Here is a 25130-nt window from a genome sequence, read left to right as displayed (position 1 = left end):
CAATGAAAGCGTGGGATCTGTGTACGGGGAGGGACACTATGGCCTATTACACTATCGGTGATGTAGCAGAGCGATGTGGCATCAACCCGGTCACCCTGCGAGCCTGGCAGCGCCGCTACGGCTTGCTGAAGCCCCAGCGTAGCGAGGGTGGTCATCGCCAGTTTGATGATGCGGATATTCAGCGCATCGAAGAAATCAAATACTGGATGAGCAAAGGCGTTTCCGTAGGCAAAGTGAAAGCCCTGCTGGAGCGCAGCCACGTGCCGGAAGAGCAGCTGTGGGTAACGCTGCAAGAAGAAATGATGCTTCTGGTCAGGAAAGTTAATCCTGGAAAGCTGCGTGAGAAGATTACTTCTCTCAGCCGGGAGCACAGCGCAGACTTACTGATTGATAACCTTTTGCTGCCCGTGAGGCAAAAACTTAGCCAGGATGAATCCACGGCTTTGTTGATGCGCAGCCTGCTGGATGGCGCGTTGATCTGCCATTGTGCCCAGAGCCTGGCGCCGGCGCAGAACCAAAGTTTGGGCGACATCCTGCTGATTGGCTGGCAGACGGACGATCGGGCTGCGTTATGGCTGGAGGCGTGGCGCCTGTCCCGCAGAGGCCTGACCGTGAACGTATTTGCCGAGCCGGTGGATACGTTGCGTCCGGAGCTTTTCCCCGGGCAACATATTTTCCTATGGGTGGGAAAGACGTTATCGACAGCCCAGCAGGAACAGCTGCTTCACTGGAAACAGTGGGGATACGACATTGAACTCCATCAATAAGCGATAAAAAGCCGCGTGTGATACGCGGCTTTTTTGTCTCAGCGATCAGTACGCATCGCTGCTTTGCTTCTGGAACAGCTCCCGGAATACAGGATAAATATCATCCTGATCGCGGATATGCTGCATCGCGAAGTTCTCGAAAGTGGCCTGCAGATTTTCGTATTCGCGCCACAGGGTCTGGTGCGCCCGGCGGGTGATTTCGATATAGCTGTAGTAACGCACCACCGGCAGCAGTTTTTTCGCCAGGATCTCATGGCACAGCGGCGAATCGTCTGCCCAGTTGTCACCGTCCGAGGCCTGCGCGGCGTAGATGTTCCACTGCGCCGGATCGTAGCGCTCCTGCACGACTTCATCCATCAGCTTCAGGGCACTGGAAACAATGGTCCCACCGGTTTCCTGTGAGTAGAAGAACTCGTGTTCGTCCACCTCTTTCGCCTGGGTATGGTGGCGAATATAAACCACCTCCACGTTTTTATAGGTCCGGCTCAGGAACAGATAGAGCAGGATATAAAAGCGCTTGGCCATGTCTTTTGTCGCCTGGTCCATCGAACCGGAGACGTCCATCAGGCAGAACATCACCGCCTGGCTGGAAGGTTCCGGGCGCTTCTCGTAGTTCTTGTAGCGGAGATCGAAGGTGTCGATAAACGGCACGCGGGCAATTTTTTCCCGCAGCTCTGCAATCTCTTTGCGCAGGCGTTCCTCTTCCAGCAGTTGAGCGGGTTCGCTGCGGCTGACGGTGTCTAGGGTCTCTTCGAGTTCGTGTAGCAAACGGCGTTTACCCGCGCTCATTGCCGTACGGCGAGCCAGCGAGTTTTGCAGCGAGCGAACAACGCTGATATTGGCCGGGACACCGTTAGAGGTGAAACCTGCGCGATGGGATTTAAATTCGGTGATCTGCCGGTGCTGGTTACGTTTCAGGTTCGGCAGCGCCAGATCCTCGAACAGTAAGTCGAGATATTCATCTTTGGATATCTGGAACACGAATTCATCCTGGCCTTCGCCGTCCTGGCTTGCCTGACCCTGGCCGCTTCCACCGCCGCCGCCTCCGCCCTGCGGGCGCTCAATGCGGTCGTTTTGTACAAAGTGGTCGTTGCCGGGATGGACGCGGTGGCGCAGGCCGCCGCGACCCTGATGAAACATCGGTTCGTTGATATCCTCAATGGGGATGGACACGGATTCGCCGCTGTCCACGTCGGTCACCGAACGCTTGTTGATGGCCCCGGAAATCGACTGTTTGATCTGCGCCTTATAGCGGCGCAAGAAGCGCTGGCGGTTGACCGCGCTCTTGTTTTTGCCGTTAAGCCGCCTGTCTATGAAGTAGGCCATAGTTCCCCCAACTGCTTATGCCAGGTGCGCAAACAGGCCACGCCGCCCGGCGTGACCTGCATGAAACTCCCTTAAGAAGACTTACGGACCCGCAGATACCATTCACACAGCAGGCGAACCTGCTTGCGGGTGTAGCCTTTCTCCATCATCCGATCGACAAAATCATCGTGTTTCTTCTGCTCGTCGGTGGAGGTTTTGGCGTTGAACGAGATAACGGGCAGCAGCTCTTCGGTGTTCGAGAACATTTTCTTCTCGATAACCGTGCGCAGCTTCTCGTAGCTGGTCCAGTTTGGGTTACGACCGTTATTATTGGCCCGGGCACGCAGCACGAAGTTGACGATTTCATTGCGGAAATCTTTCGGGTTGCTGATCCCGGCCGGTTTTTCAATTTTCTCCAGCTCCGCGTTCAGGGATTCGCGGTCAAACAGCTGGCCGGTATCCGGGTCGCGGTACTCCTGATCCTGAATCCAGAAATCAGCGTAGGTGACATACCGGTCAAAAATGTTCTGGCCGTACTCTGAGTAAGATTCGAGATAGGCGGTCTGGATTTCTTTGCCGATAAATTCCGCATATTTCGGAATCAGGTAGCCTTTGAGGTACTCCAGGTATTTCTCTGCCTGATCCTGCGGGAACTGCTCGCGTTCGATTTGCTGTTCCAGCACATAGAACAGGTGCACCGGGTTCGCTGCCACTTCAACGTGGTCAAAGTTGAACACGCGGGAGAGGATTTTAAAGGCGAAGCGCGTCGAGAGCCCGTTCATGCCTTCATCGACCCCGGCGTAGTCCCGATATTCCTGGTAGGACTTGGCTTTCGGATCGGTGTCTTTCAGACTTTCCCCGTCATAGACGCGCATTTTCGAGTAGATGCTGGAGTTTTCCGGCTCTTTCAGGCGCGACAGGATAGAGAAGCGAGAAAGCGTTTCCAGGGTGCCCGGGGCGCATGGCGCGTGGGACAGTTCGCTGTGGTTGAGCAGTTTCTCGTAGATTTTGATCTCTTCCGAGATGCGCAGGCAGTAAGGCACCTTGACGATGTACACGCGGTCAAGGAACGCCTCATTGTTCTTGTTATTGCGGAAGGTGACCCACTCGGATTCGTTCGAGTGCGCAAGAATAATCCCGTTGAACGGCAGGGCAGAGATGCCTTCCGTGCCGTTGTAGTTGCCTTCCTGAGTGGCGGTCAGCAGCGGGTGAAGCACCTTGATGGGCGCTTTAAACATCTCCACAAATTCCATGATGCCCTGGTTGGCCCGGCACAGAGCACCGGAGTAGCCGTAAGCATCCGGGTCGTTTTGCGCGTGGTGTTCCAGTTTGCGGATATCCACTTTACCGACCAGCGCAGAGATATCCTGGTTGTTCTCATCGCCGGGTTCGGTTTTGGCAATCGCAATCTGCGCCAGAATGGACGGCCAGACTTTCACCACGCGGAATTTGGTGATGTCGCCGCCAAATTCGCTCAGGCGTTTGGCTGCCCACGGCGACATGATGGTGCCGAGGTAGCGGTTAGGGATGCCATATTCTTTTTCCAGAATGGAGGCGTCTTCCTGTGGGTTAAACAGGCACAGCGGATGGTCGTTGACCGGGCTACGTTCGCCGTTGGCGCTCAGCACGTAAATAGGCACGCGCTGCATCAAGGCTTTCAGGCGCTCGGCCAGGGAAGATTTACCGCCGCCCACCGGCCCCAGCAGATAGAGAATTTGTTTCTTCTCTTCCAACCCCTGAGCCGCGTGTTTCAGGTAGGCCACGATCTGTTCGATAGCCTCTTCCATGCCATAAAACTCTTCAAACGCCGGGTAACGGGCAACCACCCGGTTTGAAAAGAGACGGGACAGCCGTGGCTCTGTGGCAGTGTCTACCATCACTGGCTCACCAATGGCCGTCAATAGCCGTTCTGCCGCATTCGCGTAGGCACTGCGATCTTGTTTACAGATAGCAAGAAATTCCTGCAGTGTGAACTCTTCGTCCTTGGCAGCTTCATAACGCTGGCGATAGTGATCGAATATATTCATGGCATGCCGTCCTTTCGTTTTTAGCACAGGTTAAAGAGCCGTTGGTATGTGTAATAGAGGCTCCCCGGAAGACGTCTGCTAAATGAACAGCAACCCTTGTGCCAGGTTGATACCGGGCGCTCACGCCGCCGTCTCAGCGTTTCACCTTCCTAAAATAAAGCGTAGATGGCATTTGCAAAACTTGCATACGGCCAACGCTCAATTTCAATGACATATCAATAACTCATCCTAAAAATTTCGTATTTGAGATAAGCGACAGTGTTTGCTTTCATCTGGCTGACATAAAGCTGAAAATCCGCCGTCATCTGATTGCGGGAAGCTAAAAAGTTGGTTGAAGGTTGTGACTAAGTAAATTATTTGGGATGGGAGCCAAGGGCGGTTACACTTCCTGCGCTGATTATTTGATTAAAGGACTGAAAGGATTGTGACCAAATTCAAAATTCTCGCATTAGGCGTACTGTTAGCCTCTTCCGTTACCGCTGCGCACGCAGAGGGCCCATGGTCTATCGGTGCGGGGGCGTTGGTTTCGCCAAACCCTTACAAAGGTGACCAGAACCGCGTCTATCCGGCGCCTCTGCTGGGCTATGAAGGTGACAATTTCTACTTCCGCGGGTTCAACGCGGGTTACTACTTGTGGAATGACCAGGCCGATAAGCTGTCCGTCACCGCCTATTATTCGCCGCTGCATTTCAGGCCGAAAGACAGCAATTACGACAGCATGCGCGCGCTGGACTACCGCCATTCTACCGTGATGGCGGGCCTGTCCTGGGTGCATAACACCGACTATGGCTTCCTGCGTACCGTGCTGGCCGGGGATATCCTGAACAACAGCAACGGCATCACCTGGGATACCGCCTGGCTGTATCGCTACAACGCGGATAGCCTGACGGTCACGCCGGGGATTGGTGTCGTGTGGGACAGCAAGAATCAAAACGACTACTACTACGGCGTGAGCGGCAAGGAGTCCAACCGCAGCGGCCTGAACGAGTACGACGCGGGTAACAGCTGGTCACCGTACGTTGAGCTGTCCGTCAACTATAAGCTGAACGCAGACTGGAACGTGTTCGGTATGGGCCGCTACATGCGTTTGTCCAAAGAAGTGACCGACAGCCCAATGGTCGACAGCAACTGGACTGGTGTGCTGCTGACGGGCGTGAACTACAGCTTCTAATAGGTGCAATCAGTGCACTAAAACGGGGCGCTTGCGCCCCGTTTGCTTTTTAATGAGGCAGAGGTTGACGGCCTTTGCCCTAAGCTGGTGAAAGTCGCTTAGCCTTACTTCGCCACGCTGATGGTCTGACTCAGACGGGTCGGTTTTTCCGCGCTGGCTTTCTGTTTTTTAGATGCGCAGGCGGTTTCTACGCAGACGAAGGTTTTGTAGCCGTCGTCCGGCATATCGCCCATCGAAACGGACAGTGCCGGGCCTGGGTTCCAGCCCACCACGTTGTGATGATGGTGATGAACCACGTTCAGGATGCGCTTCAACTGGCTGGCATCATGAATGACGCTGCACTCTTCCGGCTCCAGATAGAGACGATCGGTGCGGTCAGGGAAGGTTTGTACGCCGTCGGTCAACTGGCCCGGGGCTTCATTCAGCACTTTATCGATATACGGATTACCCAGGCCGCTGACCTTCACATCTGCGATGTCGCCGACGTTGAAGTAGGTGTGCAGGGCCGAGGTAGTTTCGAACTCACCGTGTGCTTCCAGCTCGATTTCACAGGTTTTGCCCAGCTTGAAGCGGGCATACAGCGTGAATTCATGCGGCCACAGCTTCAGCGTCTCGGCATTGTTATGCAGCTCAAAGGTCAGCACCACGCCGTTGGCGTCTTCATTGTGCGCGCTCAGCGTCCACGGCTGGTTGCGGGCAAAACCGTGCGCCGGCAGGCCTGGCTGCTCTGCCGGACCAAACCACGGCCAGCAAATAGGCACACCGCCGCGCAGCGCTTTGCCTTTATGGAACGGGGTGATGTCGCTCAGCCACAGCACCTCATCTTCACCGGCAGGCTGCCAGGAGAGCAGGTGTGCGCCCTGAAGTGCGAAAGATGCCCGAACCTGGGGGTGATCAACGACGATGACGTCCAGCTCATCGTTTACGCGGCGGGTAAGCACAGGGGTAATTTGTTCGACGACCGGAAGTGCAAAAATTTTATTAATCATTTCTTTTTTCCTTAGTCCTGGTGATTTGAGGCAAAAAAAAGAGCGACCGAAGTCGCCCTTTAGGATCAGGTTCTCATCTCAACTTATTTGGAGATGTGAGCGATCAGATCCAGTACTTTGTTGGAGTAGCCAGTTTCGTTGTCGTACCAGGAAACCAGTTTCACAAAGTTGTCGTTCAGTGCGATACCAGCTTTAGCATCGAACACGGAAGTCAGTACTTCGCCGTTGAAGTCGGTAGACACTACGTCATCTTCGGTGTAGCCCAGAACGCCTTTCATTGCGCCTTCGGAAGCAGCTTTGATTGCTTTCTTAATTTCTTCGTAAGAAGCAGCTTTTTCCAGACGAACGGTCAGGTCAACAACGGACACGTTAGGGGTAGGAACGCGGAACGCCATACCAGTCAGTTTGCCTTTCAGCTCTGGCAGTACAACGCCTACGGCTTTAGCAGCACCGGTAGAAGAAGGGATGATGTTCTGAGCTGCGCCGCGGCCGCCGCGCCAGTCTTTGTGGGACGGGCCATCAACGGTTTTCTGAGTTGCGGTGGTAGCGTGAACGGTGGTCATCAGGCCTTCAACGATACCGAAGTTGTCGTTGATAACTTTAGCCAGTGGAGCCAGGCAGTTGGTGGTGCAGGATGCGTTGGAAACGATGTCCTGGCCTGCGTATTTTTCGAAGTTAGCACCGCGAACGAACATTGGGGTGTTGTCTTTGGAAGGACCAGTCAGAACAACTTTTTTCGCGCCAGCAGTGATGTGCTTACGTGCGGTTTCGTCAGTCAGGAACAGACCCGTTGCTTCAGCAACAACGTCAACGTTCACTTCGTTCCACTTCAGGTTAGCCGGGTCACGTTCTGCGGTAACACGGATAGTTTTACCGTTAACAACCAGGTTGCCGTCTTTAACTTCTACAGTACCGTTGAAACGACCGTGAGTTGAGTCGTACTTCAGCATGTAAGCCATATAGTCAGCGTCTAACAGGTCGTTGATTGCAACGATTTCGATGTCAGAACGTTCCTGAGCAGCACGGAAAACGATACGGCCGATACGACCAAAACCGTTGATACCTACTTTGATAGTCATAGTATTCCACCAGCTATTTTTTAGTGAATAAAAGGTTGGCTGTAAAATTACAAAAACCTTACGCAGCGTCAAGCGGAATCGTGTCAATCATTGCGACAAATCAATCCTGTGACCAGGGTTTGTACGACTGAACGCCTCACGCTTCCTTTTGGGCTTAAATCCAAATGGGGACGATGCGGGGGATTTTAAACGCCAGTCCCAACAATAATGTGATTCACGTCACGCTTTGTGCCGTGCCAGAATTTCAGGGCTAAGTTTAGAACAAAAAGCAGCACGGTGTTGTTAATTTTTTGTTAGAATGGGGCCGTGAGCTGTCCCAATTGAACTGACCGAGATGTACACCTATGTCTAATCAATTACCCCCTGATTCAAATAAGAAAAACCTCAGCGAGATGCAATACTACGTGACCCAGAAGCACGGCACTGAACCGCCGTATTCAGGGCGTTTACTGCATAATAAGCGTGACGGGATTTATCACTGCCTGGTGTGTGAGGCCCCGCTGTTTCTTTCGGAAACAAAATACGACTCAGGCTGCGGCTGGCCAAGCTTCTACGAGCCTGTCAGCCCCGATGCCATCCGCTATCTGACCGATAATTCCCACGGCATGGAACGCGTTGAAATCCGCTGCGGCAGCTGCGACGCGCACCTGGGCCATGTGTTCCCGGATGGCCCGCAGCCGACCGGGGAGCGGTATTGCGTTAACTCGGCCTCGCTGAGCTTCACCGATGGGCAAAATGGTGAGCAGGTTGAGGGTTGAAGAATCGATTCAGCTAATTATTCTGCGACGGGGTGCCCAATGAGCAATCTGGATGAGATGTTGAGCGTGATGACGCCGGAGATTTATCAGCGCCTGGCGACCGCGGTCGAACTGGGAAAGTGGCCTGATGGCGTGGCGCTGACCCAGGAGCAAAAAGACAACAGCCTCCAGCTGGTGATGCTGTGGCAGGCGCGCCACAACACGGAGGCGCAGCACATGACTATCGACACCAATGGCCAGATGGTGATGAAGAGCAAACAGCAGCTGAAAGCGGAGTTTGGCATCGAGCCTGCGCCGTTTGTAACGATGAAGCTGCAGTAAACAAAAAGGGAGACTCACTTGTCTCCCTTCGTTTTTCTGCGTTAACCGCTATTTAGCGTGATCGATGCCCAGCGACTCGGCGAGCTGTTTCGCCAACTGGTTGTTGTCATCCGCGCCGTATTCCCAGAACATCGCGCCGCCCAGCCCCTTCTCTTTGATGTACTCGGCTTTGATTTTCACCGAGCGCGGATTCTCGTAGGAAATGGCAAACAGCGGTTTACCTTCAGCAGACTTCAGCGTCAGGTACGGCACCTTCGCGTCGTCATCCCACTCTTCGGTGAAGCGCTTCTGCGGGTCGTTCAGCATTTTCTTCACCAGGTCGTTGTATTTGACGTAAGTGTCTTTCGTCAGATCCACGCCCAGCGCGGTTTTAAACAGCTCCAGCTCACGCTCGCCGAAGTAGGGCTGTGTGACCGGATTTTTCTGCGCGTCGGGTTTTGACCAGTCAATGCCCGGCTCTACGGCACGCTTAGGTACGCGGCCATAGAAGCCGATGCCGAGGTTCATCTGCGCTGGTTTCAGCCCGGCTGCGAGATAGTTATTTACTACGAAATCAGCACTGTACTTGTCGGCTTCGGCCACGGTCGGCCACTTTTTCGAATCATAGAGATTCGAGTTGAAGTACTGCGTACCGTATGCCATGTCGTAGGTCATCAGGTTGATGTAGTTCAGCACCGGCGCAATGGCTTTCACATCAACCCAGCTTTTCGGGCTTTCGGCATTGGCCCCGACGGCAATGGTAACCAGTTTTTTGTCGCCCACGGCTTTGCGCAACTCTTTCAGCAGGGCGGTGAAATTATCCCGGTCGGCGTCCAGCTTATCCACCAGGCCCCAGGCGCCATTTACCGGGAACTCCCAGTCGAGGTCGATCCCATCCAGGCCATATTTGTCCATCACTTCCTGCACGGAGCGGATAAACACCGCGCGGTTTTCAGGCGTTGCTGCTGCGGCAGAGAAACCGCGAGCCCCCCAGCCACCAACGGACAGCAAGATTTTCAGCTGTGGATTCTGTTTCCGCAGTGCCGGCAGGGTTTCAAGGTCGGAGACAACTTTCGGGGAAAGATAGATTTGATGCAGTTTTGACGAATCTTTCAGCGCTTCATTGGTTTCGCCTTTCTCGTCGTTATAAATCAGGCCAAAGGAGTAATTGAGGTGGGTAATCTGGCGAACATCAAGCTTATTGATATCCCCCCCGGGACCGGCAGTGACGTCGCCGCCGCCGTTGAAGTAACCCACGGAAAGCAAAGATTCAGCCTGCGCAACGCCGCTGCAGGCGAGCGTCACCGCGGCCACCAGCGGTAACATTTTACGTGTGAATGACATAATGATTCCTCTTTGACGGGCACAACATAAAGGCTCCCCGGCCACGCTTAACAGACGAAAACGGCGGAAAGCGAAATCAGCTAACGTGCTGAATAAATTCACTGAATATGATTATGAGAGCGCTCCCAGGCGAGGGCGAGCAAAAAAAGCGTAGAGTGTGAGCGGAATCGATACAAAAGTGCGGGGCGGGGGGCCGCCCCTACAATTATTGGCAGGTAAAATCGGCGAAGGTCATTAGCGTGGCGCCTTCAACCGCCATCTCCTGGAATGCCTCGAGGCTGCTCTGGGGCCGCAGGTTCACGCCGCGACAGCCATCGGTGATGACTATCACTTCATAACCCAGCTCCAGCGCGTCCAGCACGGTAAATTTCACGCAGAAATCCGTTGCCAGCCCCAACACCACCAGGCTGCTGATGTCGTGCTCGCGCAGCCAGGCATCCAGCTCGGTTTGCTGCCGGTGGCCGTTATCGAAAAACGCGCTGTAGCTGTCGATAGCCGGATTTTGACCTTTATAGACGATCTTATGGACGCCGGAAGCCTTCAGCAGCGGATGAAGTTTCGCCCCTTCGCTGTTCTGAATGCAGTGATCGGGCCACCAGGTTTGCGCCAGGCCGTCGAGCATGCCCTCAGAAAAAGATTCAGTGCCTTGCGTACTGGCGAAACTTCCGTGCTTTGCCGGATGCCAGTCTTGAGTGGCAACCACGTTTTCACCGCGGGCGTTAAACAGTTCGATAAGCTGGTTAGCGACCTCAACGGTGCTGTCACCTTCTGGGACGGCGAGCGTGCCACCGGCACAAAAATCGTTCTGCAAATCAATCAACAGCAAAGCACGTCGCGCCATTGGCGTTCCTTATTCGTCGGGGGTGAGTTCACCACGCAGGTTGCACGACATGGCATCACGGATCGCCTGGGCATCCAGACCCTGGCTCAGCAGATAGTGAAGCTTGGTTAACGTCGCTTCCACCGTCATATCAAAGCCGCTGATAACGCCCGCCTGCGCCAGCGCGTTGCCGGTCGCATAGCCGCCCATGTTCACTTTGCCGGACATACACTGCGTGAGGTTAACCACCACGATGCCGCGCGCGCTAGCTTCCTGCAACTCTTTAATGAACGCGCCCTGCTGCGGGGCATTACCCACGCCGTAAGAACGCAGGATCAGCGCCTTGACCGGCTGACGCAGGAAGTTGCCCACGACGTCGGCAGAAATGCCTGGATAGATGGTGACCACGCCAATCGGCTGCGGCGTGATCGGGTGGACAATCAGTTCGCCTTCGCCGTGCGGGGCAGGCGGCGTATTCAGCTTGCGGATGTGGATCCCGGCTTCCAGCAGCGGCGCAAGGTTAGGGGAGGCAAAGGCATCAAAGCCGTCGGCATGGGCTTTGGTGGTGCGGTTCCCGCGATAGAGACGATTGTTGAAGAACAGCGTCACTTCGTTGATCGGGTAGTTGGCCGCCACGTACAGCGAATTAAGCAGGTTGATTTGCCCGTCAGAACGCAGCTCCGCCAGCGGGATCTGTGAACCCGTGACGATCACCGGCTTGCTGAGGTTCTCCAGCATGAACGAGAGCGCCGAGGCGGTAAACGCCATGGTGTCCGTGCCGTGGAGGATCACGAAGCCGTCATACTCGTCGTAGTGGGCTTTGATGTCGTCGGCGATGTGCTGCCAGTCTTCAGGCGTCATGTCCGAAGAGTCCATCAGCGGATCGTATTCGTGGATTGTGAAGTCCGGCATTTCCGGGCGATGGAATTCAGGCATCATCGCCAGCTGGCGCTGGAGATGGCCGGAAACAGGAATGTAGCCGTGTTCAGAACGCTGCATCCCGATAGTACCGCCGGTGTAGGCAACGTAGATAGATTTCTTTGGCATAGTTTTGCTCGAGGCTTTCGATATTTGCGGCAGAGTATAGAGAGGATGACGGAAAAAAAAAGCCCGGTTTAACCGGGCTTTGATTCATTTGAGTAAATTAACGCACATCGCCGCAGGTGAGGCAGAAGGCGTAACGGTTTTGCGGATCGTTCATGGTGCCGAATTTGTCATTCTGGGCCTTGACCGCCAGCGCGGCATCCGCCAGTGGCGCTGGCAGGTAAGCCTGAATGGCCTGCGGCAGCGCGGCGCGTACCGAGCCGGTCATGGCGTTAAAGACCATGTCGGTGAAGGTCGCGTCATCCTGCCAGAACGCCAGGTGCCAGCTTTTCAGCTTCGCCAGCTCGGCGGCTTTGGCCACGGCGTCGTCAAAGTCACCCAGGCTGTCCACCAGGCCGTTGGCTTTGGCATCTTCCCCGGTCCAGACGTGGCCCTGAGCAATCTGATCGATTTGCTCCGGCGTTTTCTTACGGGACGCCGCCACCAGGCCAATAAAGCGCTTGTAGCCGTTATCGATGCTGAGCTGCATCATCTGCTGTACTTCAGGCGGCAGTTTCTTGGTCACGGCCACGTCGGCCAGCGGCGACGTTGATACGCCGTCGGTATGCACACCAATCGCATCGAGGGTGTTTTCTACGGTGTTGATGACGCCGAAAATACCAATCGAACCGGTCAGCGTGCTTGAGTTGGCGATGATGTAGTTCGCCGGGGTGGAGATCCAGTACCCGCCGGATGCCGCCATGCCGCCCATGGAAACCACAATTGGCTTCCCGGCTTCACGCGCAGCCACAAGCTCTTCACGGATGGTTTCGGACGCAGTGACGCTGCCGCCAGGGCTGTTCACGCGGAAGACGATGGCTTTCACCTTCGGATCCAGACGCGCTTCACGGATCTGCATGGCCGTAGTATCGCCGCCGACCTGGCCCGGGGTTTCTTCCCCGTCCATAATCGCGCCGTTGGCGAAGATCACCGCGATGGCATCGCCTTGCTCAGACGGTTTTTTCACGGTGTAGTCGTAAATACTGGTGTAGCTAAAGTCTTTGTTGGCTTTGCTCCAGCCGAACTGCTTCACCAGTGCTTTGTCTACAGCAGCACTGCTCGCCAGCTCGTCCACGAGTTTATTGTCCAGGGCATATTTCGCGGTGTCGCCACCCAGTTTTTGCAGGTTATCCAGCAGCGCCTGAGCGCCAGGGAAAGCCTGCTGAGCGGTGATCTGGCGGTTGGCCGCGATGGTGTTCAGGTAGTTTTGCCACAGCTCGCCAATCCAGCGGCTGTCCGCGTCGCGCGCGGCAGGGGACATATCGTCGCGGATATACGGCTCAACCGCTGATTTGTAAGTGCCGACGCGGAAGACGTGGGTCGAGACCTTCAGCTTATCCAGCAGGGTTTTGTAATACAGCGCGTTGGTGGCAAACCCGTGCAGGTCAACCATGCCCTGCGGTGAGAGCCAGATTTTATTGGCAAAGCTTGCCAGGTAGTACTGACTCTGGTTATAGCTGTCGCCCATGGCATAAACCGGCTTGCCGCCGTCGCGGAACTCGCGCAGCGCTTTACCGATGTACTGCATTGACGGCTGGTCGGCCCCGGCGAAATCTTTCAGGTCCAGCACGATGCCGGTGATATTGCGGTCGTCTTTCGCCTGACGAATGGCGTCGACGATGTCGAACAGGGAATTCTCCTGCAGACGGTCAGAGCTGGCGCCCACCAGTTGGCGGCCAATCACGCCCAGCTTATTGCTGACCGACGGTTTGTCTACCACCACGCCGGTGATATCCAGCAGCAGCGCCCCGCGCGCAGGTTCTGCAGGCGTGCTTTTTACCTGCATCCAGATGCCGACTCCGACCAGGATCAGCAGGATAAGGAACAAGTTGAGAATAAATTCCCGAATAAAATTAAGCAGACGCCAGGTCCACTTAAAAAAGCCGCTAATAAATCGCCCAATGGTGCGCATGTTTTCTCCATAACCTTCAACAGGGGTATTACCCGCACGCCGCAATGAAGCTGGCTAAAGCGGCGAAAGTAAAGGCTATCCTAAAGAGAGGGCGAGGAAATGTCAGCAGGAAATCGGAGCGGCGCTGTAACAAAAACTACGGCTGTGTTAATTTTGTGAATGAAAATCATTTGACGGACTGGGGCAACCTCCACGCTTTGCCAGTCATTTCCTGTCAGTAAGGGGCTTTTAAATGGATGCACTTGAACTTTTGATTAACCGCCGTAGCGCCTCCCGTCTGGCCGAGCCGGCTCCGGCGGGTGAAGTGCTGGAAAATATTCTGCGTGCCGGGATGCGCGCGCCGGACCACGGTACGCTCCAGCCGTGGCGCTTCATTGTTATTGAAGGGGAAGGGCGCGAGCGCTTTGCTCAGCTTTTAGAGAAAGCAGCCCTTGCGGCCGGCATGGATGAAAAAAGCGTTGAAAAGGCGCGTACATCGCCGTTCCGCGCCCCGCAAATCATTGCTGTGGTTGCGCATTGTGAGACTAACCATAAAGTGCCGGTGTGGGAGCAGGTGGTTTCCGCAGGCTGTGCGGTGATGGCGATGCAAATGGCGGCGGTGGCCCAGGGCTTTAACGGTATCTGGCGCAGCGGCGCGTGGACTGAAAATGATTTGGTGCGCGAAGGACTGGGTGGCCGCGAGCAGGACAAAGTGGTGGGCTTCCTCTACCTCGGCACGCCGCAGTTGAAAGCGTCGACGACCATCAGCACCCCGGATACTTCTGCGTTCGTTTCTCACTTCTGATTGGACATTATCCTGCCGGGCGCTGACCCGGCAGGTTCCATTTCTTATTTCTTCTGCTGTTTCGCAAACTCGTCTTTCGCTTTCTGCAGCTGCTGCTGGAAGGCGGCGTTGGTATGCAGCGTGGCCACTACGGCAGATCCCACGACGCGAGCGGCATCAATATCGCTCTGCCAGTGGTAACCGCAAATCACCCGGCTTTGCCCCAGATCAAACCCGCGTTTCAGGATCTCGTTCTGGCGCTGCGGGTTGATTTCCGCCAGCACCAGCGCGGTAGCCCAGCCAATTGAGGTATGCCCGGACGGATAAGAGCCATTTTTCGACAGCTTATCCTGCTCTTTGGTGTTACAGGTTGGCACACCGTAGAAGGCAAACGGGCGAATGCGCATGTACTTTTCTTTTGCGCCGCGCGTGGCGAGGTCACCGGCGTCCTCAATCATGTTGGTCAGCAGCTTGTGCAGTTCCGGCGCATCTTTTTCGGTAATTGGCGAGCCAAACGCGCCGGAGAAAGCGTTAGCCACGCCGCCACCGCTCAGGTTGGCATCTTCTTCGGCCAGCTTGCCGCGTTCGGTGGCGCGCAGCAGGCGGCCTTTCTCATACATCGCCTGATCGTTCAGAAACGCAATGCTGCCGATTTCAGGCGGCGGCGGCAGCAGCGCCAGGCTGTCAATGGCCTGGGCGTTGGTCAGGTAATAGAGATCGGGCTTGGTGGTGGCGTCATTTCCCGGAGGGGCAAGGGCAAAGGCCGCAGAGGAGAACAGGCCGGCAATACAGAAGGCTAATACGCGTTTTTTCATTGTTATTCCTTACATGCGTGGGTTGTCCAGATAGTTGCCTCGATGGTTGTAACATTACTGTCATATTTGAGTAAAAGAGCGCATCGGCAAAATGCGGCCTGGCTTCAAAAAACTTCCGCTTTGCCTGCTTAGTGAGCAACGGCACGCGAATTAGGACTGCCAGACTTACCACCAGGGCGTTTGAGCGCTACCATATTGGGTACAGAATTTGGCAAAGAAAGGAAAAGTCCATGAAGCAAACCGTTCGTTTGACCCAGTACAGCCACGGCGCAGGATGCGGCTGCAAAATTTCCCCGAAGGTGCTGGAAACCATCCTGCACAGCGAGCAGGCGAAGTTTGTCGATCCTAATCTGCTGGTGGGGAACGAAACCCGCGACGATGCGGCGGTTTACGACCTGGGCAACGGCACCGGTATCATCAGTACCACCGACTTCTTCATGCCGATCGTGGACGATCCCTTCGACTTTGGCCGTATCGCGGCGACCAACGCCATCAGCGACATCTACGCCATGGGCGGGAAACCGATTATGGCGATCGCTATTCTCGGCTGGCCGATTAATACGCTGGCGCCCGAAATTGCTCGTGAGGTTATCGAAGGCGGGCGTTTTGTCTGCCAGCAGGCGGGGATTTCTCTGGCCGGCGGCCACTCGATTGACGCGCCTGAACCGATTTTTGGCCTCGCGGTGACCGGCGTTGTGCCCACCGAGCGAGTGAAGAAAAATAGCTCTGCTGAAGCAGGCTGCAAGCTGTACCTGACCAAACCGCTGGGCATTGGCGTGTTGACCACCGCCGAGAAAAAATCCCTGCTGCTGCCAGAGCACAAAGGCCTGGCGGCAGAGACGATGTGCCAGCTGAACAAAGTCGGTGCAGAGTTTGCCGATATTGCGGGCGTGACCGCGATGACGGACGTGACTGGTTTTGGCCTGCTGGGCCACCTGAGCGAAATGTGCGAAGGCGCGGGCGTTCAAGCTGATGTCTGGTTTGAATGCGTGCCAAAATTACCGGGTGTGGAAAGCTACATCGAGCAGGGCTGCGTGCCCGGCGGCACCTCCCGAAACTTTGCCAGCTACGGGCAACTCGTCGGCGAGATGCCGGAGGCCTGGCGCAATCTGCTGTGCGACCCGCAAACTTCCGGCGGCCTGCTGCTGGCGGTTCGCGCGGATGCCGAAGCCGAAGTCTTTGCGGCTGCCGAGCGGAACGGCATTAAGCTCAGCGCCATCGGTGAATTGAAAGAGGCCCGCGCTGGCCGCCCAATGATCGAGATCCGTTAATTCATGCGGCTGTTTATTGCGGAAAAACCAAGCCTTGCGCGAGCCATTGCCGACGTGCTGCCCAAGCCCCATCGTCGCGGCGATGGGTTTATTGAATGCGGCAATGGCCAGGTGGTGACCTGGTGCATTGGCCACCTGCTGGAGCAGGCGCAGCCGGACGCGTACGACGGGAGATATGCCCGCTGGAACCTCGCTGACTTGCCCATTGTGCCGGAAAAGTGGCAGCTCCAGCCTCGCCCCTCCGTGACTAAACAGCTCAACGCGATTAAAAAGCTGCTGGCTCAGGCCACCGAAGTGGTTCACGCGGGTGACCCCGATCGTGAAGGGCAGTTGCTGGTGGATGAAGTGCTGGACTATCTCCAGCTTGCCCCGGAAAAGCGCCAGCAGGTGCAGCGCTGCCTGATCAACGACCTTAACCCGCAGGCCGTGGAGCGGGCGATTTCCCGCCTGCGCGCCAACAGCGAATTTATTCCGCTTTGCGTTTCGGCGCTGGCCCGCGCCCGCGCCGACTGGCTGTACGGGATTAACATGACCCGCGCCTACACCATTCTCGGGCGCAATGCGGGCTACCAGGGCGTACTGTCTGTGGGCCGCGTCCAGACGCCAGTCCTGGGCCTGGTCGTGCGTCGCGATGAAGAGATTGAAAACTTTGTCGCCAAAGATTATTTCGAAGTAAAAGCCCACATCGTGACGCCGGCGGACGAGCGTTTTGTGGCGGTGTGGCAGCCGAGCGAATCCTGCGAACCCCATCAGGACGAAGAAGGCCGCCTGCTGAACCGCAAGCTGGCGGAGCACGTCGTCGCGCGTATCAACGGCCACCCGGCGCTGGTCACCGCCTATAACGATAAACGGGAATCGGAAACCGCGCCGCTGCCGTTTTCGCTCTCCAGCCTGCAAATCGAGGCGGCGAAACGCTTTGGGCTGAGCGCCCAGAACGTGCTGGATATTTGCCAGAAGCTGTACGAAACCCACAAACTGATCACCTATCCGCGTTCCGATTGCCGCTATCTGCCCGAAGAGCACTTCGCCGGGCGGCATGCGGTGATGAACGCCATCAGCGTGCATCAGCCGGATTTACTGCCGCAGCCCGCGGTGGATGCCGATCTGCGTAACCGCTGCTGGGACGATAAAAAAGTGGATGCCCACCACGCGATTATTCCCACAGCCCGCAGCTCTGCAATCTCATTAAGTGAAAATGAGGCTAAAGTTTATGGCCTGATCGCCCGTCAATACTTAATGCAGTTCTGTGCCGACGCCGTATTCCGTAAATGCACCATCGATCTGGATATCGCCGGAGGCAAATTTATCGCTAAAGCGCGTTTCCTTGCCGAAGCGGGCTGGCGGGCGCTGCTGGGCAATAAAGAGCGCGATGAAGAGAACGACGGCACGCCGTTGCCGGTGGTGGCGAAAGGGGACGAACTGCTGTGCGAGCATGGCGAAGTGGTTGAACGGCAAACTCAGCCGCCGCGCCACTTTACCGATGCGACATTATTGTCAGCGATGACCGGGATTGCGCGCTTTGTGCAGGACAAAGATCTGAAAAAGATCCTGCGCGCCACGGACGGATTAGGCACCGAGGCGACGCGAGCCGGGATCATCGAACTGTTATTCAAACGCGCTTTTCTGGTCAAGAAAGGGCGCTATATTCATTCTACGGAGGCCGGGCGGGCGCTGATCCACTCGCTGCCGGAGCTGGCCGCCAGGCCGGACATGACCGCGCACTGGGAATCAACGCTGACGCAAATCAGCGAAAAGCAGTGCCGCTATCAGGACTTTATGCAGCCGCTGGTGCAAACGCTTTATGAGCTGATTCATCAGGCGCGAACCACGCCGGTGCGGCATGCATTTAAGGGCATCAAAGCCCAGGATGACGGAAAAAAAGCAAAACGTTGGGTCAAAAAAGAGGGAAGTGATGATGCCAGTAAAAAGCCTGCTCGCCGCCGTCGTGGGGCTAATGATGAGTCTGCCAGCGATGGCGGTGCAGCCCCGTCAGCCTGACGTTGACGTGGTGATCCCGCCGGAAGTGTTCACCAACAACAATCAGCCGCAGACGCCGCCCTGCAACCAGTGCTGTATTTATGAAAATAAAAACTATTCTGAAGGGGCGGTGGTGAAGACGGAAGGCATTTTGCTGCAATGCCAGCGTGATGACAAAGTCTTAGGGACTAATCCGCTGGTCTGGCGCCGCGTGAAGCCATAAACGCCTTCAACAGTGGGACATCCGCCGGGGCGAGGGCATAGCCAAGCGCCTCCGGCGGTTCACACCAGACCAGCTCGCTGTGGCAGTGGGCGATGGGTTCGCCGCTAAAGGCCTCAACATGCCAGGCGTGCAGATGAATCATTCTCCCGCTCACTTCGCGCTGATGGCTGGCCACGTAGCCGCTAATTTGTGCCGTAATTCCCAGCTCTTCCAGGAGTTCCCGCGCCAGCGCTTCGGGCTGCGTTTCTCCCCTTTCTACTTTCCCACCTGGAAATTCCCACAGGCCGGGCTGATCGCCATTTTCAGGGCGACGGGCGAGCAGAATTTTGCCTTCGTGCTCGATAATAGCCGCGACAACATCAAGGTTTTTTAGCATGGGTGTCCATTTTCCGTGGGGCTGGCGTGGCATAATACTCGTCCTGAGATGCCAGCAAAAGAGTAACTGAATGATGGAAACGAAAAGCGAGCCCTGGATTGCCCCCCTTAAAACGCTGCCCAAAAGCCTGCGCCCGATTGTGGCGATGCAGGAGAAAAATTTTGGTGCGGTGCTGAACCCGACCCGCTGGTGGGGGCGACTGCCGTATTTATTCTGGCTGGTGGCGCTGTTTGTCGGCTTTCTGGAAAGACGCCGGGCAAAAATCGACCCGGTGATTCGTTCGCTGGTGATGACCCGGGTATCGCAGCTGTGCAGCTGTGAATTTTGTATCGACGCTAACAGCCTGCGTCTTGCAGAGCGTAGTCAGTCGATGGATAAGGTGCTGGCGGTGGCCAACTGGCAAAATGAGTCGATATTTAGTGAGAAAGAGCGGGTCGCATTGGCCTACGCCGAAGCGATGACCGCCACGCCGCCACAGGTGACCGACGAGTTAAAAAATAGGCTCAAGCAGCATTTCAACGACCAGGCGGGGACCGAACTCACCGCGCTGATTGCCTTCCAGAACCTTTCGGCTCGCTTTAACGCCGCACTGGATATTCCCTCCCAGGGGTTATGCCCGACGAAGGGAAAACGCTAGATGTTCGACAGCTACCTTCACCCGCGTATCAAACCCGTGCTTAATCGCCTGGCGGCCGTGCTTGATAAGCCCGCTATCACGCCGGACAGGTTGACGCTGGCAGGATTCGCGATTGGCGTGCTCACTTTGCCTTTTCTGGCACTGCAATGGTATGTCCCGGCGCTGGTTGCCATTATCTTTAACCGGCTGTTTGATGGCCTGGACGGCGCGCTGGCGAGACGCAGAGGGCTAACCGATGCCGGTGGCTTCCTCGATATTACGCTGGATTTTCTTTTTTATGCCCTTGTGCCGTTTGGCTTTATTCTCGCGGACCCGGCGCAAAATGCTCTCGCAGGCGCGTGGCTGCTGTTCTCTTTCATCGGTACCGGCAGCAGCTTTCTGGCGTTTGCTGTCCTGGCGCAGAAGCACGATATCGCGAATCCAGGCTACGCCCATAAATCGTTTTATTATCTGGGGGGACTGACGGAAGGTACCGAAACTCTCCTGCTGTTTGTGCTTGGCTGCCTGTTCCCGGACGCTTTTGCCTGGCTGGCGTGGATCTTCGGTTCGCTGTGCTGGCTCACAACGCTCAACCGCGCCTGGGGCGGGTATAAGACGTTAAAACGACTGGATGACTCCACAGATTAATCCCCTCACCCCGACCTTCTCCCAGGGGATGAGGAAGAACACAATTCCGCTCTGGGGGAGAATACAGGTGCTATTTATCCCCTCTGCCCGTGGGGGAGAGGATTAGGGTGAGGGGGGGAAGTCCTCAAGTCGGCATCAGTTCGGTTTACGCTCGCCGCTCACGACAGGATTTTTAGGGTCAGCGCTCCATTCGTACCAGCCGCCGTCATACAAGCCAACGTCCTTCCAGCCCATTGCCCGCGCGTACATCAGCGTTTCGGAAGCACGCCATCCGGTTCCGCAGTAAAAAGCAACCTGCTGATCCGGCGAGATATTCCAGGTTTTCCACATCGCGGCGATGTCGTCCCCTGCACGCATGGTACCGTCCGGATTATGGAAGTCTTCCATATGCGTGGAGTCAGAGCCCGCGTGGCCCCAGCGGGCGCCCGCAATCTCGCCTTTGGGCTTGATGTAGCTGTACCCGCTGGTGGTGCCGATAAATTCCGGCCAGGAACGAATGCTGACCAGAGAAGCATCTTTGCGGTGCAGCAGCGCGCGCGCCTGTTCCATGTCCAGCATCAGCTGAGGCTGGCCGGGAATCGGGGCACCGAAGTCGGGGGCTGGTGTTGGCTGGCTGGGCAGGCCACGTTCAACGGGCAGATCCGCTGCGCTCCACGTCGTCCAGCCTCCGTCCAGGAGACGGACGTCTTTCACGCCGGCGTACAGCATGATCGCCGCCACGCGCGCCGCCGCGTAGACATCACGCCCATACAAAATGACGGTCGTATCGTGCCGGATGCCGTGCTTCGCCAGCATGGTTTTCAGCTTGTCGTCGGACACTTTGTTCCACAGCGGCTCGCTCTCCACCTCTTCGGTGTTGATGTAGCCCGCGCCGGGAATATGGCTGAGCAGATATTTTTTCGGCGCGCCCCAGCCCGCTTCAATCACTTTCCACTCCCCGGTAGGCGCTGCGGTGACCGGTTTTTTATTCTGTAAATCATGGATCCATTGCGGGTACACCAGCTGCTCAAAATGCGCCAGCTTTTGCAGGCGGGAAGGATCCTGCAGGGCGTCGGTCAGCATTGCAATCTGTGTAAACCCCAGCTTTTCTAAGCGAGTTTTCACGGCCTGAGCGTCGCTACCATACAGCGCCATCAATCCGGTTTTGGTCAACTGATGCTGCTTAGCCCACGTTGAAAGCTGCTCATCGCTCATTAGCGCCAGCCAGGAGGCCGAAAGATTCAAGGCTGTGGGTTCATGGCCGCCGTTGCCGTTTAAGGTTTGCGGCCAGCCGTTGTAAAACGCGCTCGGCCGAGTATCAATCACGGCACCGTTTACGGCTTTTACGCTGGAGAGGTTCATTTCAGTGGGTACCGAGGCGGCAAAAGTGACCTGGGACAGCCCGGCAAGCAGCAGGGCGGTGGTTAGCTGAGAAACACGTTTCATCTAATAACCTGAAGGATAGCAAAAGAGCCGAAAGTTTAGCCCTCGCTGGCGCTGGCTTCTTTGCGATACCTCATGTTCGATGGGCTAAAGCTGGATAATCTGGCCGTGGGCCGGCGCATCCTGCTCATCGTGAGTAACCAGCACGACCGGCAGTTTAAGCAGTTGGGCTTTTTGCCAGACAAATTCCCGAAAGCTCTGGCGCAGCGGCAGGTCGAGCCGGGAAAAGGGCTCATCCAGCAGCAAAGCTTCGGGTTCGGCCAGCAGGGTGCGCAGGATGCTGACGCGCGCTCGTTCCCCGCCGGAGAGCGTGGCCGGATCTCTGCGGGCATAGTTTGCCAGCCCGGCGCTTTCCAGAACCTCCGAAACAACACGCTGCCGCAGCGAGCGCCCAGCGACGCAGGCGGGAATCGCCATCAACAGATTTTGCCCAACGTTGAGGTGAGGGAATAGCAACGCATCCTGGAACAAAATGCCGATGCGGCGCTGTTCAACGGGCAAATAAGTCAGGCTGCGCTGGTTAAGTTGCAGCGTGCCCTGGGCGCTAAAGTCCGGGGCTAAATCGCCGATCATCCAGTTCAGAAACGTCGATTTACCCACGCCAGACGGGCCCATCAGCGTAACAATCTCACCCGGCGCAACGTCAAAGCTGATATTCGCCAGCAGTGGTTCGCCATTGCGAGAGAGGGAGCAATTTCGCACGCTGAGCATTAGCGCAATCCTTTTCTGTGGGTGCCAGCCAGGCGGCTGGCTGAGATTGTGGCGATAAATACGGCCAGCGGCAGCAGCATTTGCAGCAGGGCCTGGATTGCAAACTGCTGTGGATCGCCGCCGCTGCTGAGCGCCACGGCTTCCGTTGTGACGGTGGCAAACCGGCCCGCCCCGGCATAAAGCGTAGGCAAATATTGCGCGATGCTGACCGAAAAACCGACGGCCAGCGCCGCCAGCAAAGGCCGGACAAGCAATGGGATCTGGATAAGGCAGAGAATTTTCCCCGGCGACCAGCCGAAAGTTTGCGCTGTCAGTACCAGACGAGCGTCGATCCGCAGCCAGGCTGGGGCCAGAATCAACAGCGTATAAGGCACGACCCACAGCAAATGGCTCCAGATAAGCGCGGCCCAGCTTCCTTCCATGTTCAGCCTGAGCAGGAGTTGATACTGCCCGGCTGCCAGCGGCAGCGCAGGCAGCAGCAGCGGCAGATACAGCCAGCGATCGTACCGGCGCGGGCAGCCCTTTAGCCACAATATTGTCACGACTGGCGCGATCAAAGCGCTGATAAGCCCGGCCACAAAACTTGTCCAGACCGGCACCAGTTCAGCCTGCTGCCAACCGCTAAGCGTTAAACTTTCAGGCCAGCGCGCCGGATAGAACCAGCCTTCAGCGAAGGACCAGGTGACAAGCATGGCGAGAGCCATAAAGCCGAACAGAGAAAGTGAAGCGCTGGCCACAGTGCCTGCTGAGGTAAGATTCAAGGCATATCGCTTGCCTGAAAAACGCCCGATTCGCAGTTTAAATGCTTCCCACGCTAACCGCCCGAAAACCATAAAACCGCCGAGCAAAAGCAGCAGCACGCAGGAGGCCGCCAGGCCCATGTTCTGCCGAGAAATATCGCTGTCCGTTAACCATTGCCAGGCCAGCACGGCAAAAGTGGGCGGGTTAGCGGGGCCAAGAATAAGCGCGGCATCCACGACCGAAAGGCTGTATGCCGTCACCGCCACTAAAGCCCAGCCCAGGCGCGGCAAGAGCTGCGGCACAAGCACGTAGAGACGGGATTGTAGCTCGCCGTAGCCGAGCGTTCTGGCAAACGTTATCTGCTGGCTCAGCTGTTCGCTTTGTAGCTGTGCGGCTGAGAACCATAGCAAGAACCAGGCTTCTTTTAGCGCCAGCATGAGGCCGAGGGTAAAGCCGTAGTTATCCGGCGGCAGAGAAAGGTTGAAAAGGCGCGCCAGCCAGCCGCTGGCTGAAAACAGGAAGAAAAAGCCGCTGGCAAGGGCGACGTGTGGCAGCGCCAGCAGCAGCGGCAGGCGCTGAAGATAGCGCTGCCAGCGCTCGCCGGGATACAGGGTGCAGAGAAGGATTAACGTCAACAGCAGCGAACCGCCCACGCTGAGAGTGGTTGAAACCAGCGTGGTCATTAAGGCTTCCGGCCACTGTGAGTCCTGCCAGAAGGCAAGCCAGGTTTCACTTTGTAATAATGGCGGCACTATCAGCGCAAACCCCGGCAGCACCGGCACAAACACCAGGCCCGCCGCCAGTGCTCCGGCAAGCGTAAAGCCGCGGCTCATCGCGACCCGTAACGCTGAAGCCAGGCTTGCTCCAGCGCGTTAACCCAGGCGGCGTGAGGTTCTGCCAGGAAAGGAACCGGATGCTGGCTTTTGGGCACCAGATCCTCAAGCTGTGCTTTGTGCGGTGGCGGCAGTGCGTTGCTGCTCAGCACGCTCGCATCGCCCCAGACAGCCGGATCGGCTTTGCGGATTTGTGCTTCCGGGGACATCAGGAAATTGGCCACGATCTGCGCTCCGGCTTTGGCGCTGCTGTTCGCCGGAATAGCGACGAAATGCACGTTGCCCAGCATACCGGCGCTAAAGCCAAAGGATTCTGCCGACGGCTGGAGCTGGCGGCGAGCGATCAGATTGTCGACGTGCGCCGGGTTGAAGGTCACTGACAGCAGCAGCTCGCCGTCGGCCAGCATACGATCCATGCGCGCCGGCGTCGGCGGGAACGTTTTACCTTTTTGCCAGAGGAACGGATGAAGCTGGTCAAGGTAACGCCAGAGCGGGGCGGTGACTTGCTCGAAGGTGCCGGGATCCGGGGCCGTTTTCAGCGCGGCCGGTTTTTCGGTCAAGACAATCAAAAGCTGTTCAAGGAACGCCGTGCCGGTAAAATCCGGCGGGCGAGGGTAGCTGAGCTTGCCGGGATGGGCTTTGGCGAAGGCCAACAGTTGTTCTGCATTTTGTGGGAAGGTCGGCGTGCGTTTCTTATCGCCGATGAACATCAGCTGGGCGCTTCCCCAGGGCGCTTCTGCCCCGTCAACCGGTACCGAGAAATCTTCCCGCACAGGTTTTTTCACGTCAACATATCGCCAGTTTGGCAGATTTTCGGCCCAGTTTTCGCTGAGCAATCCTGCCTGCTTGAGCACGCTAAAATTTTCACCGTTGACCCAAAGCAGATCTACCGATCCGTTGGTTTTTCTGCCCGCAGTCGCTTCGCTTTGAATGCGCCTCACCGCATCGGCCGCGTCCGCCAGCTTCACCACTTTAAGCGTCACGCCGTAATGCGTTTTTACCTCACGGCTGACCCAGTCCAGATAGCCGTTAACGGCAGGATCGCCGCCCCAGGCGTTGAAATAAACCGTCTGGCCGTTGGCCTGCTGGCGAATATTCTGCCAGGACTGAGGTTGGGCGACGGCGCTAAAGCCGATCATCGTCAGGGCAACCATCAGCGCCCGTATGCCAGATATTAAG

24 protein-coding genes are annotated in these 25130 nt (G+C 56.5%); 10 read left to right on the top strand and 14 right to left on the bottom strand.

Annotation, left to right across the window (positions count from 1 at the left end; all coding sequences use genetic code 11):
- The first annotated feature begins 38 nt into the window (after window positions 1-38).
- Entirely contained in the window at window positions 39-767 is a 729-nt protein-coding gene (locus ACREYP_RS13605) for a MerR family transcriptional regulator (protein WP_008456673.1), read from the top strand.
- Window positions 768-812: 45 nt separating this feature from the next.
- Here the strand turns inward: ACREYP_RS13605 and ACREYP_RS13600 are convergent, their stop codons facing one another.
- Both ACREYP_RS13600 and yeaG read right to left on the bottom strand, forming a co-directional pair.
- A complete protein-coding gene (locus ACREYP_RS13600) occupies window positions 813-2093 on the bottom strand; it encodes a YeaH/YhbH family protein (RefSeq protein ID WP_336817710.1) in 1281 nt (426 codons plus the stop codon).
- Window positions 2094-2164: 71 nt separating this feature from the next.
- Window positions 2165-4099 carry a protein kinase YeaG gene (gene yeaG, locus ACREYP_RS13595; protein ID WP_008456669.1) on the bottom strand — a complete coding sequence of 645 codons (1935 nt, stop codon included), beginning with the start codon at window positions 4097-4099 and terminating at the stop codon, window positions 2165-2167.
- Between the two features lie 424 nt (window positions 4100-4523).
- Between yeaG and ACREYP_RS13590 the strand changes: the two genes are divergently transcribed.
- A complete protein-coding gene (locus ACREYP_RS13590; RefSeq protein WP_008456668.1) occupies window positions 4524-5270 on the top strand; it encodes a MipA/OmpV family protein in 747 nt (248 codons plus the stop codon).
- A gap of 104 nt (window positions 5271-5374) precedes the next feature.
- Here ACREYP_RS13590 and ACREYP_RS13585 read toward each other — a convergent pair whose 3' ends face one another.
- Both ACREYP_RS13585 and gapA read right to left on the bottom strand, forming a co-directional pair.
- Window positions 5375-6259 (bottom strand): D-hexose-6-phosphate mutarotase, encoded by an 885-nt coding sequence (locus ACREYP_RS13585; protein ID WP_336817709.1) that lies wholly within the window; start codon window positions 6257-6259, stop codon window positions 5375-5377.
- A gap of 83 nt (window positions 6260-6342) precedes the next feature.
- A complete protein-coding gene (gene gapA / locus ACREYP_RS13580) occupies window positions 6343-7338 on the bottom strand; it encodes a glyceraldehyde-3-phosphate dehydrogenase (protein WP_008456666.1) in 996 nt (331 codons plus the stop codon).
- 344 nt (window positions 7339-7682) lie between these two features.
- Between gapA and msrB the strand changes: the two genes are divergently transcribed.
- Window positions 7683-8096, top strand: a complete 414-nt coding sequence (gene msrB, locus ACREYP_RS13575; protein ID WP_008456665.1) for a peptide-methionine (R)-S-oxide reductase MsrB — start codon at window positions 7683-7685, stop codon at window positions 8094-8096.
- Window positions 8097-8135: 39 nt separating this feature from the next.
- Complete coding sequence (locus ACREYP_RS13570) at window positions 8136-8417, top strand: YeaC family protein (RefSeq protein WP_008456664.1); 282 nt, start codon at window positions 8136-8138, stop codon at window positions 8415-8417.
- Between the two features lie 48 nt (window positions 8418-8465).
- Here the strand turns inward: ACREYP_RS13570 and chiD are convergent, their stop codons facing one another.
- The 4 genes from chiD to sppA form a co-directional block, all read right to left on the bottom strand.
- Complete coding sequence (gene chiD / locus ACREYP_RS13565; RefSeq protein WP_166993978.1) at window positions 8466-9740, bottom strand: chitinase ChiD; 1275 nt, start codon at window positions 9738-9740, stop codon at window positions 8466-8468.
- Window positions 9741-9945: 205 nt separating this feature from the next.
- Window positions 9946-10581 (bottom strand): bifunctional nicotinamidase/pyrazinamidase, encoded by a 636-nt coding sequence (pncA, locus tag ACREYP_RS13560; protein WP_166993980.1) that lies wholly within the window; start codon window positions 10579-10581, stop codon window positions 9946-9948.
- A gap of 9 nt (window positions 10582-10590) precedes the next feature.
- Window positions 10591-11607 (bottom strand): asparaginase, encoded by a 1017-nt coding sequence (ansA, locus tag ACREYP_RS13555; RefSeq protein ID WP_008456661.1) that lies wholly within the window; start codon window positions 11605-11607, stop codon window positions 10591-10593.
- A gap of 97 nt (window positions 11608-11704) precedes the next feature.
- A complete protein-coding gene (sppA, locus tag ACREYP_RS13550) occupies window positions 11705-13555 on the bottom strand; it encodes a signal peptide peptidase SppA (protein ID WP_336817708.1) in 1851 nt (616 codons plus the stop codon).
- Window positions 13556-13787: 232 nt separating this feature from the next.
- Between sppA and ACREYP_RS13545 the strand changes: the two genes are divergently transcribed.
- Window positions 13788-14339, top strand: coding sequence for an NAD(P)H nitroreductase (locus ACREYP_RS13545; protein WP_336817707.1), 552 nt, complete (start codon window positions 13788-13790; stop codon window positions 14337-14339).
- Window positions 14340-14383: 44 nt separating this feature from the next.
- Here ACREYP_RS13545 and phoC read toward each other — a convergent pair whose 3' ends face one another.
- Window positions 14384-15133, bottom strand: coding sequence for an acid phosphatase PhoC (phoC, locus tag ACREYP_RS13540; protein WP_008456655.1), 750 nt, complete (start codon window positions 15131-15133; stop codon window positions 14384-14386).
- Window positions 15134-15363: 230 nt separating this feature from the next.
- On the opposite strand from phoC, the gene selD reads away from it, so the two are divergent.
- Genes selD through ACREYP_RS13525 form a run of 3 tightly spaced genes read left to right on the top strand, consistent with a single transcriptional unit; the run spans window position 15364 to window position 18604 of the window.
- Window positions 15364-16404 carry a selenide, water dikinase SelD gene (gene selD / locus ACREYP_RS13535; protein WP_008456654.1) on the top strand — a complete coding sequence of 347 codons (1041 nt, stop codon included), beginning with the start codon at window positions 15364-15366 and terminating at the stop codon, window positions 16402-16404.
- A gap of 3 nt (window positions 16405-16407) precedes the next feature.
- A complete protein-coding gene (locus ACREYP_RS13530; RefSeq protein ID WP_336817706.1) occupies window positions 16408-18402 on the top strand; it encodes a DNA topoisomerase III in 1995 nt (664 codons plus the stop codon).
- Window positions 18359-18604, top strand: a complete 246-nt coding sequence (locus ACREYP_RS13525; protein ID WP_336817705.1) for a YnjH family protein — start codon at window positions 18359-18361, stop codon at window positions 18602-18604. The genes ACREYP_RS13530 and ACREYP_RS13525 overlap by 44 nt, the downstream gene beginning before the upstream one ends.
- Here the strand turns inward: ACREYP_RS13525 and ACREYP_RS13520 are convergent.
- Entirely contained in the window at window positions 18570-18980 is a 411-nt protein-coding gene (locus ACREYP_RS13520; protein WP_336708025.1) for a pyrimidine (deoxy)nucleoside triphosphate diphosphatase, read from the bottom strand. The two genes, ACREYP_RS13525 and ACREYP_RS13520, sit on opposite strands and share 35 nt — an antisense overlap.
- Window positions 18981-19050: 70 nt before the next feature.
- Here ACREYP_RS13520 and ACREYP_RS13515 point away from each other — a divergent pair, with 70 nt between their 5' ends.
- Window positions 19051-19617, top strand: coding sequence for a carboxymuconolactone decarboxylase family protein (locus tag ACREYP_RS13515; RefSeq protein ID WP_166993988.1), 567 nt, complete (start codon window positions 19051-19053; stop codon window positions 19615-19617).
- Window positions 19618-20244 (top strand): CDP-alcohol phosphatidyltransferase family protein, encoded by a 627-nt coding sequence (locus tag ACREYP_RS13510; RefSeq protein ID WP_336817704.1) that lies wholly within the window; start codon window positions 19618-19620, stop codon window positions 20242-20244.
- Between the two features lie 135 nt (window positions 20245-20379).
- On the opposite strand, the gene ACREYP_RS13505 is transcribed toward ACREYP_RS13510, so the two are convergent.
- The 4 genes from ACREYP_RS13505 to ACREYP_RS13490 all read right to left on the bottom strand — a co-directional run bounded on the left by ACREYP_RS13505 (window position 20380) and on the right by ACREYP_RS13490 (window position 25105).
- Window positions 20380-21669 carry a sulfurtransferase gene (locus ACREYP_RS13505; RefSeq protein ID WP_336817703.1) on the bottom strand — a complete coding sequence of 430 codons (1290 nt, stop codon included), beginning with the start codon at window positions 21667-21669 and terminating at the stop codon, window positions 20380-20382.
- 84 nt (window positions 21670-21753) lie between these two features.
- Window positions 21754-22377 (bottom strand): ATP-binding cassette domain-containing protein, encoded by a 624-nt coding sequence (locus ACREYP_RS13500; RefSeq protein ID WP_336817702.1) that lies wholly within the window; start codon window positions 22375-22377, stop codon window positions 21754-21756.
- Entirely contained in the window at window positions 22377-23951 is a 1575-nt protein-coding gene (locus ACREYP_RS13495) for an ABC transporter permease (RefSeq protein ID WP_336817701.1), read from the bottom strand. The genes ACREYP_RS13500 and ACREYP_RS13495 overlap by 1 nt, the downstream gene beginning before the upstream one ends.
- On the bottom strand, window positions 23948-25105 hold the full coding sequence (locus tag ACREYP_RS13490) for an ABC transporter substrate-binding protein (RefSeq protein WP_336817897.1): 1158 nt from the start codon (window positions 25103-25105) through the stop codon (window positions 23948-23950). The genes ACREYP_RS13495 and ACREYP_RS13490 overlap by 4 nt, the downstream gene beginning before the upstream one ends.
- Window positions 25106-25130 lie beyond the last annotated feature (25 nt).

Origin of the sequence: Enterobacter sp. TMH.L2 (assembly GCF_050847315.1) — a bacterium.
In the GTDB taxonomy this organism is placed as follows: domain Bacteria; phylum Pseudomonadota; class Gammaproteobacteria; order Enterobacterales; family Enterobacteriaceae; genus Cedecea.
This window is presented reverse-complemented; position numbering and strand designations above follow the sequence as displayed.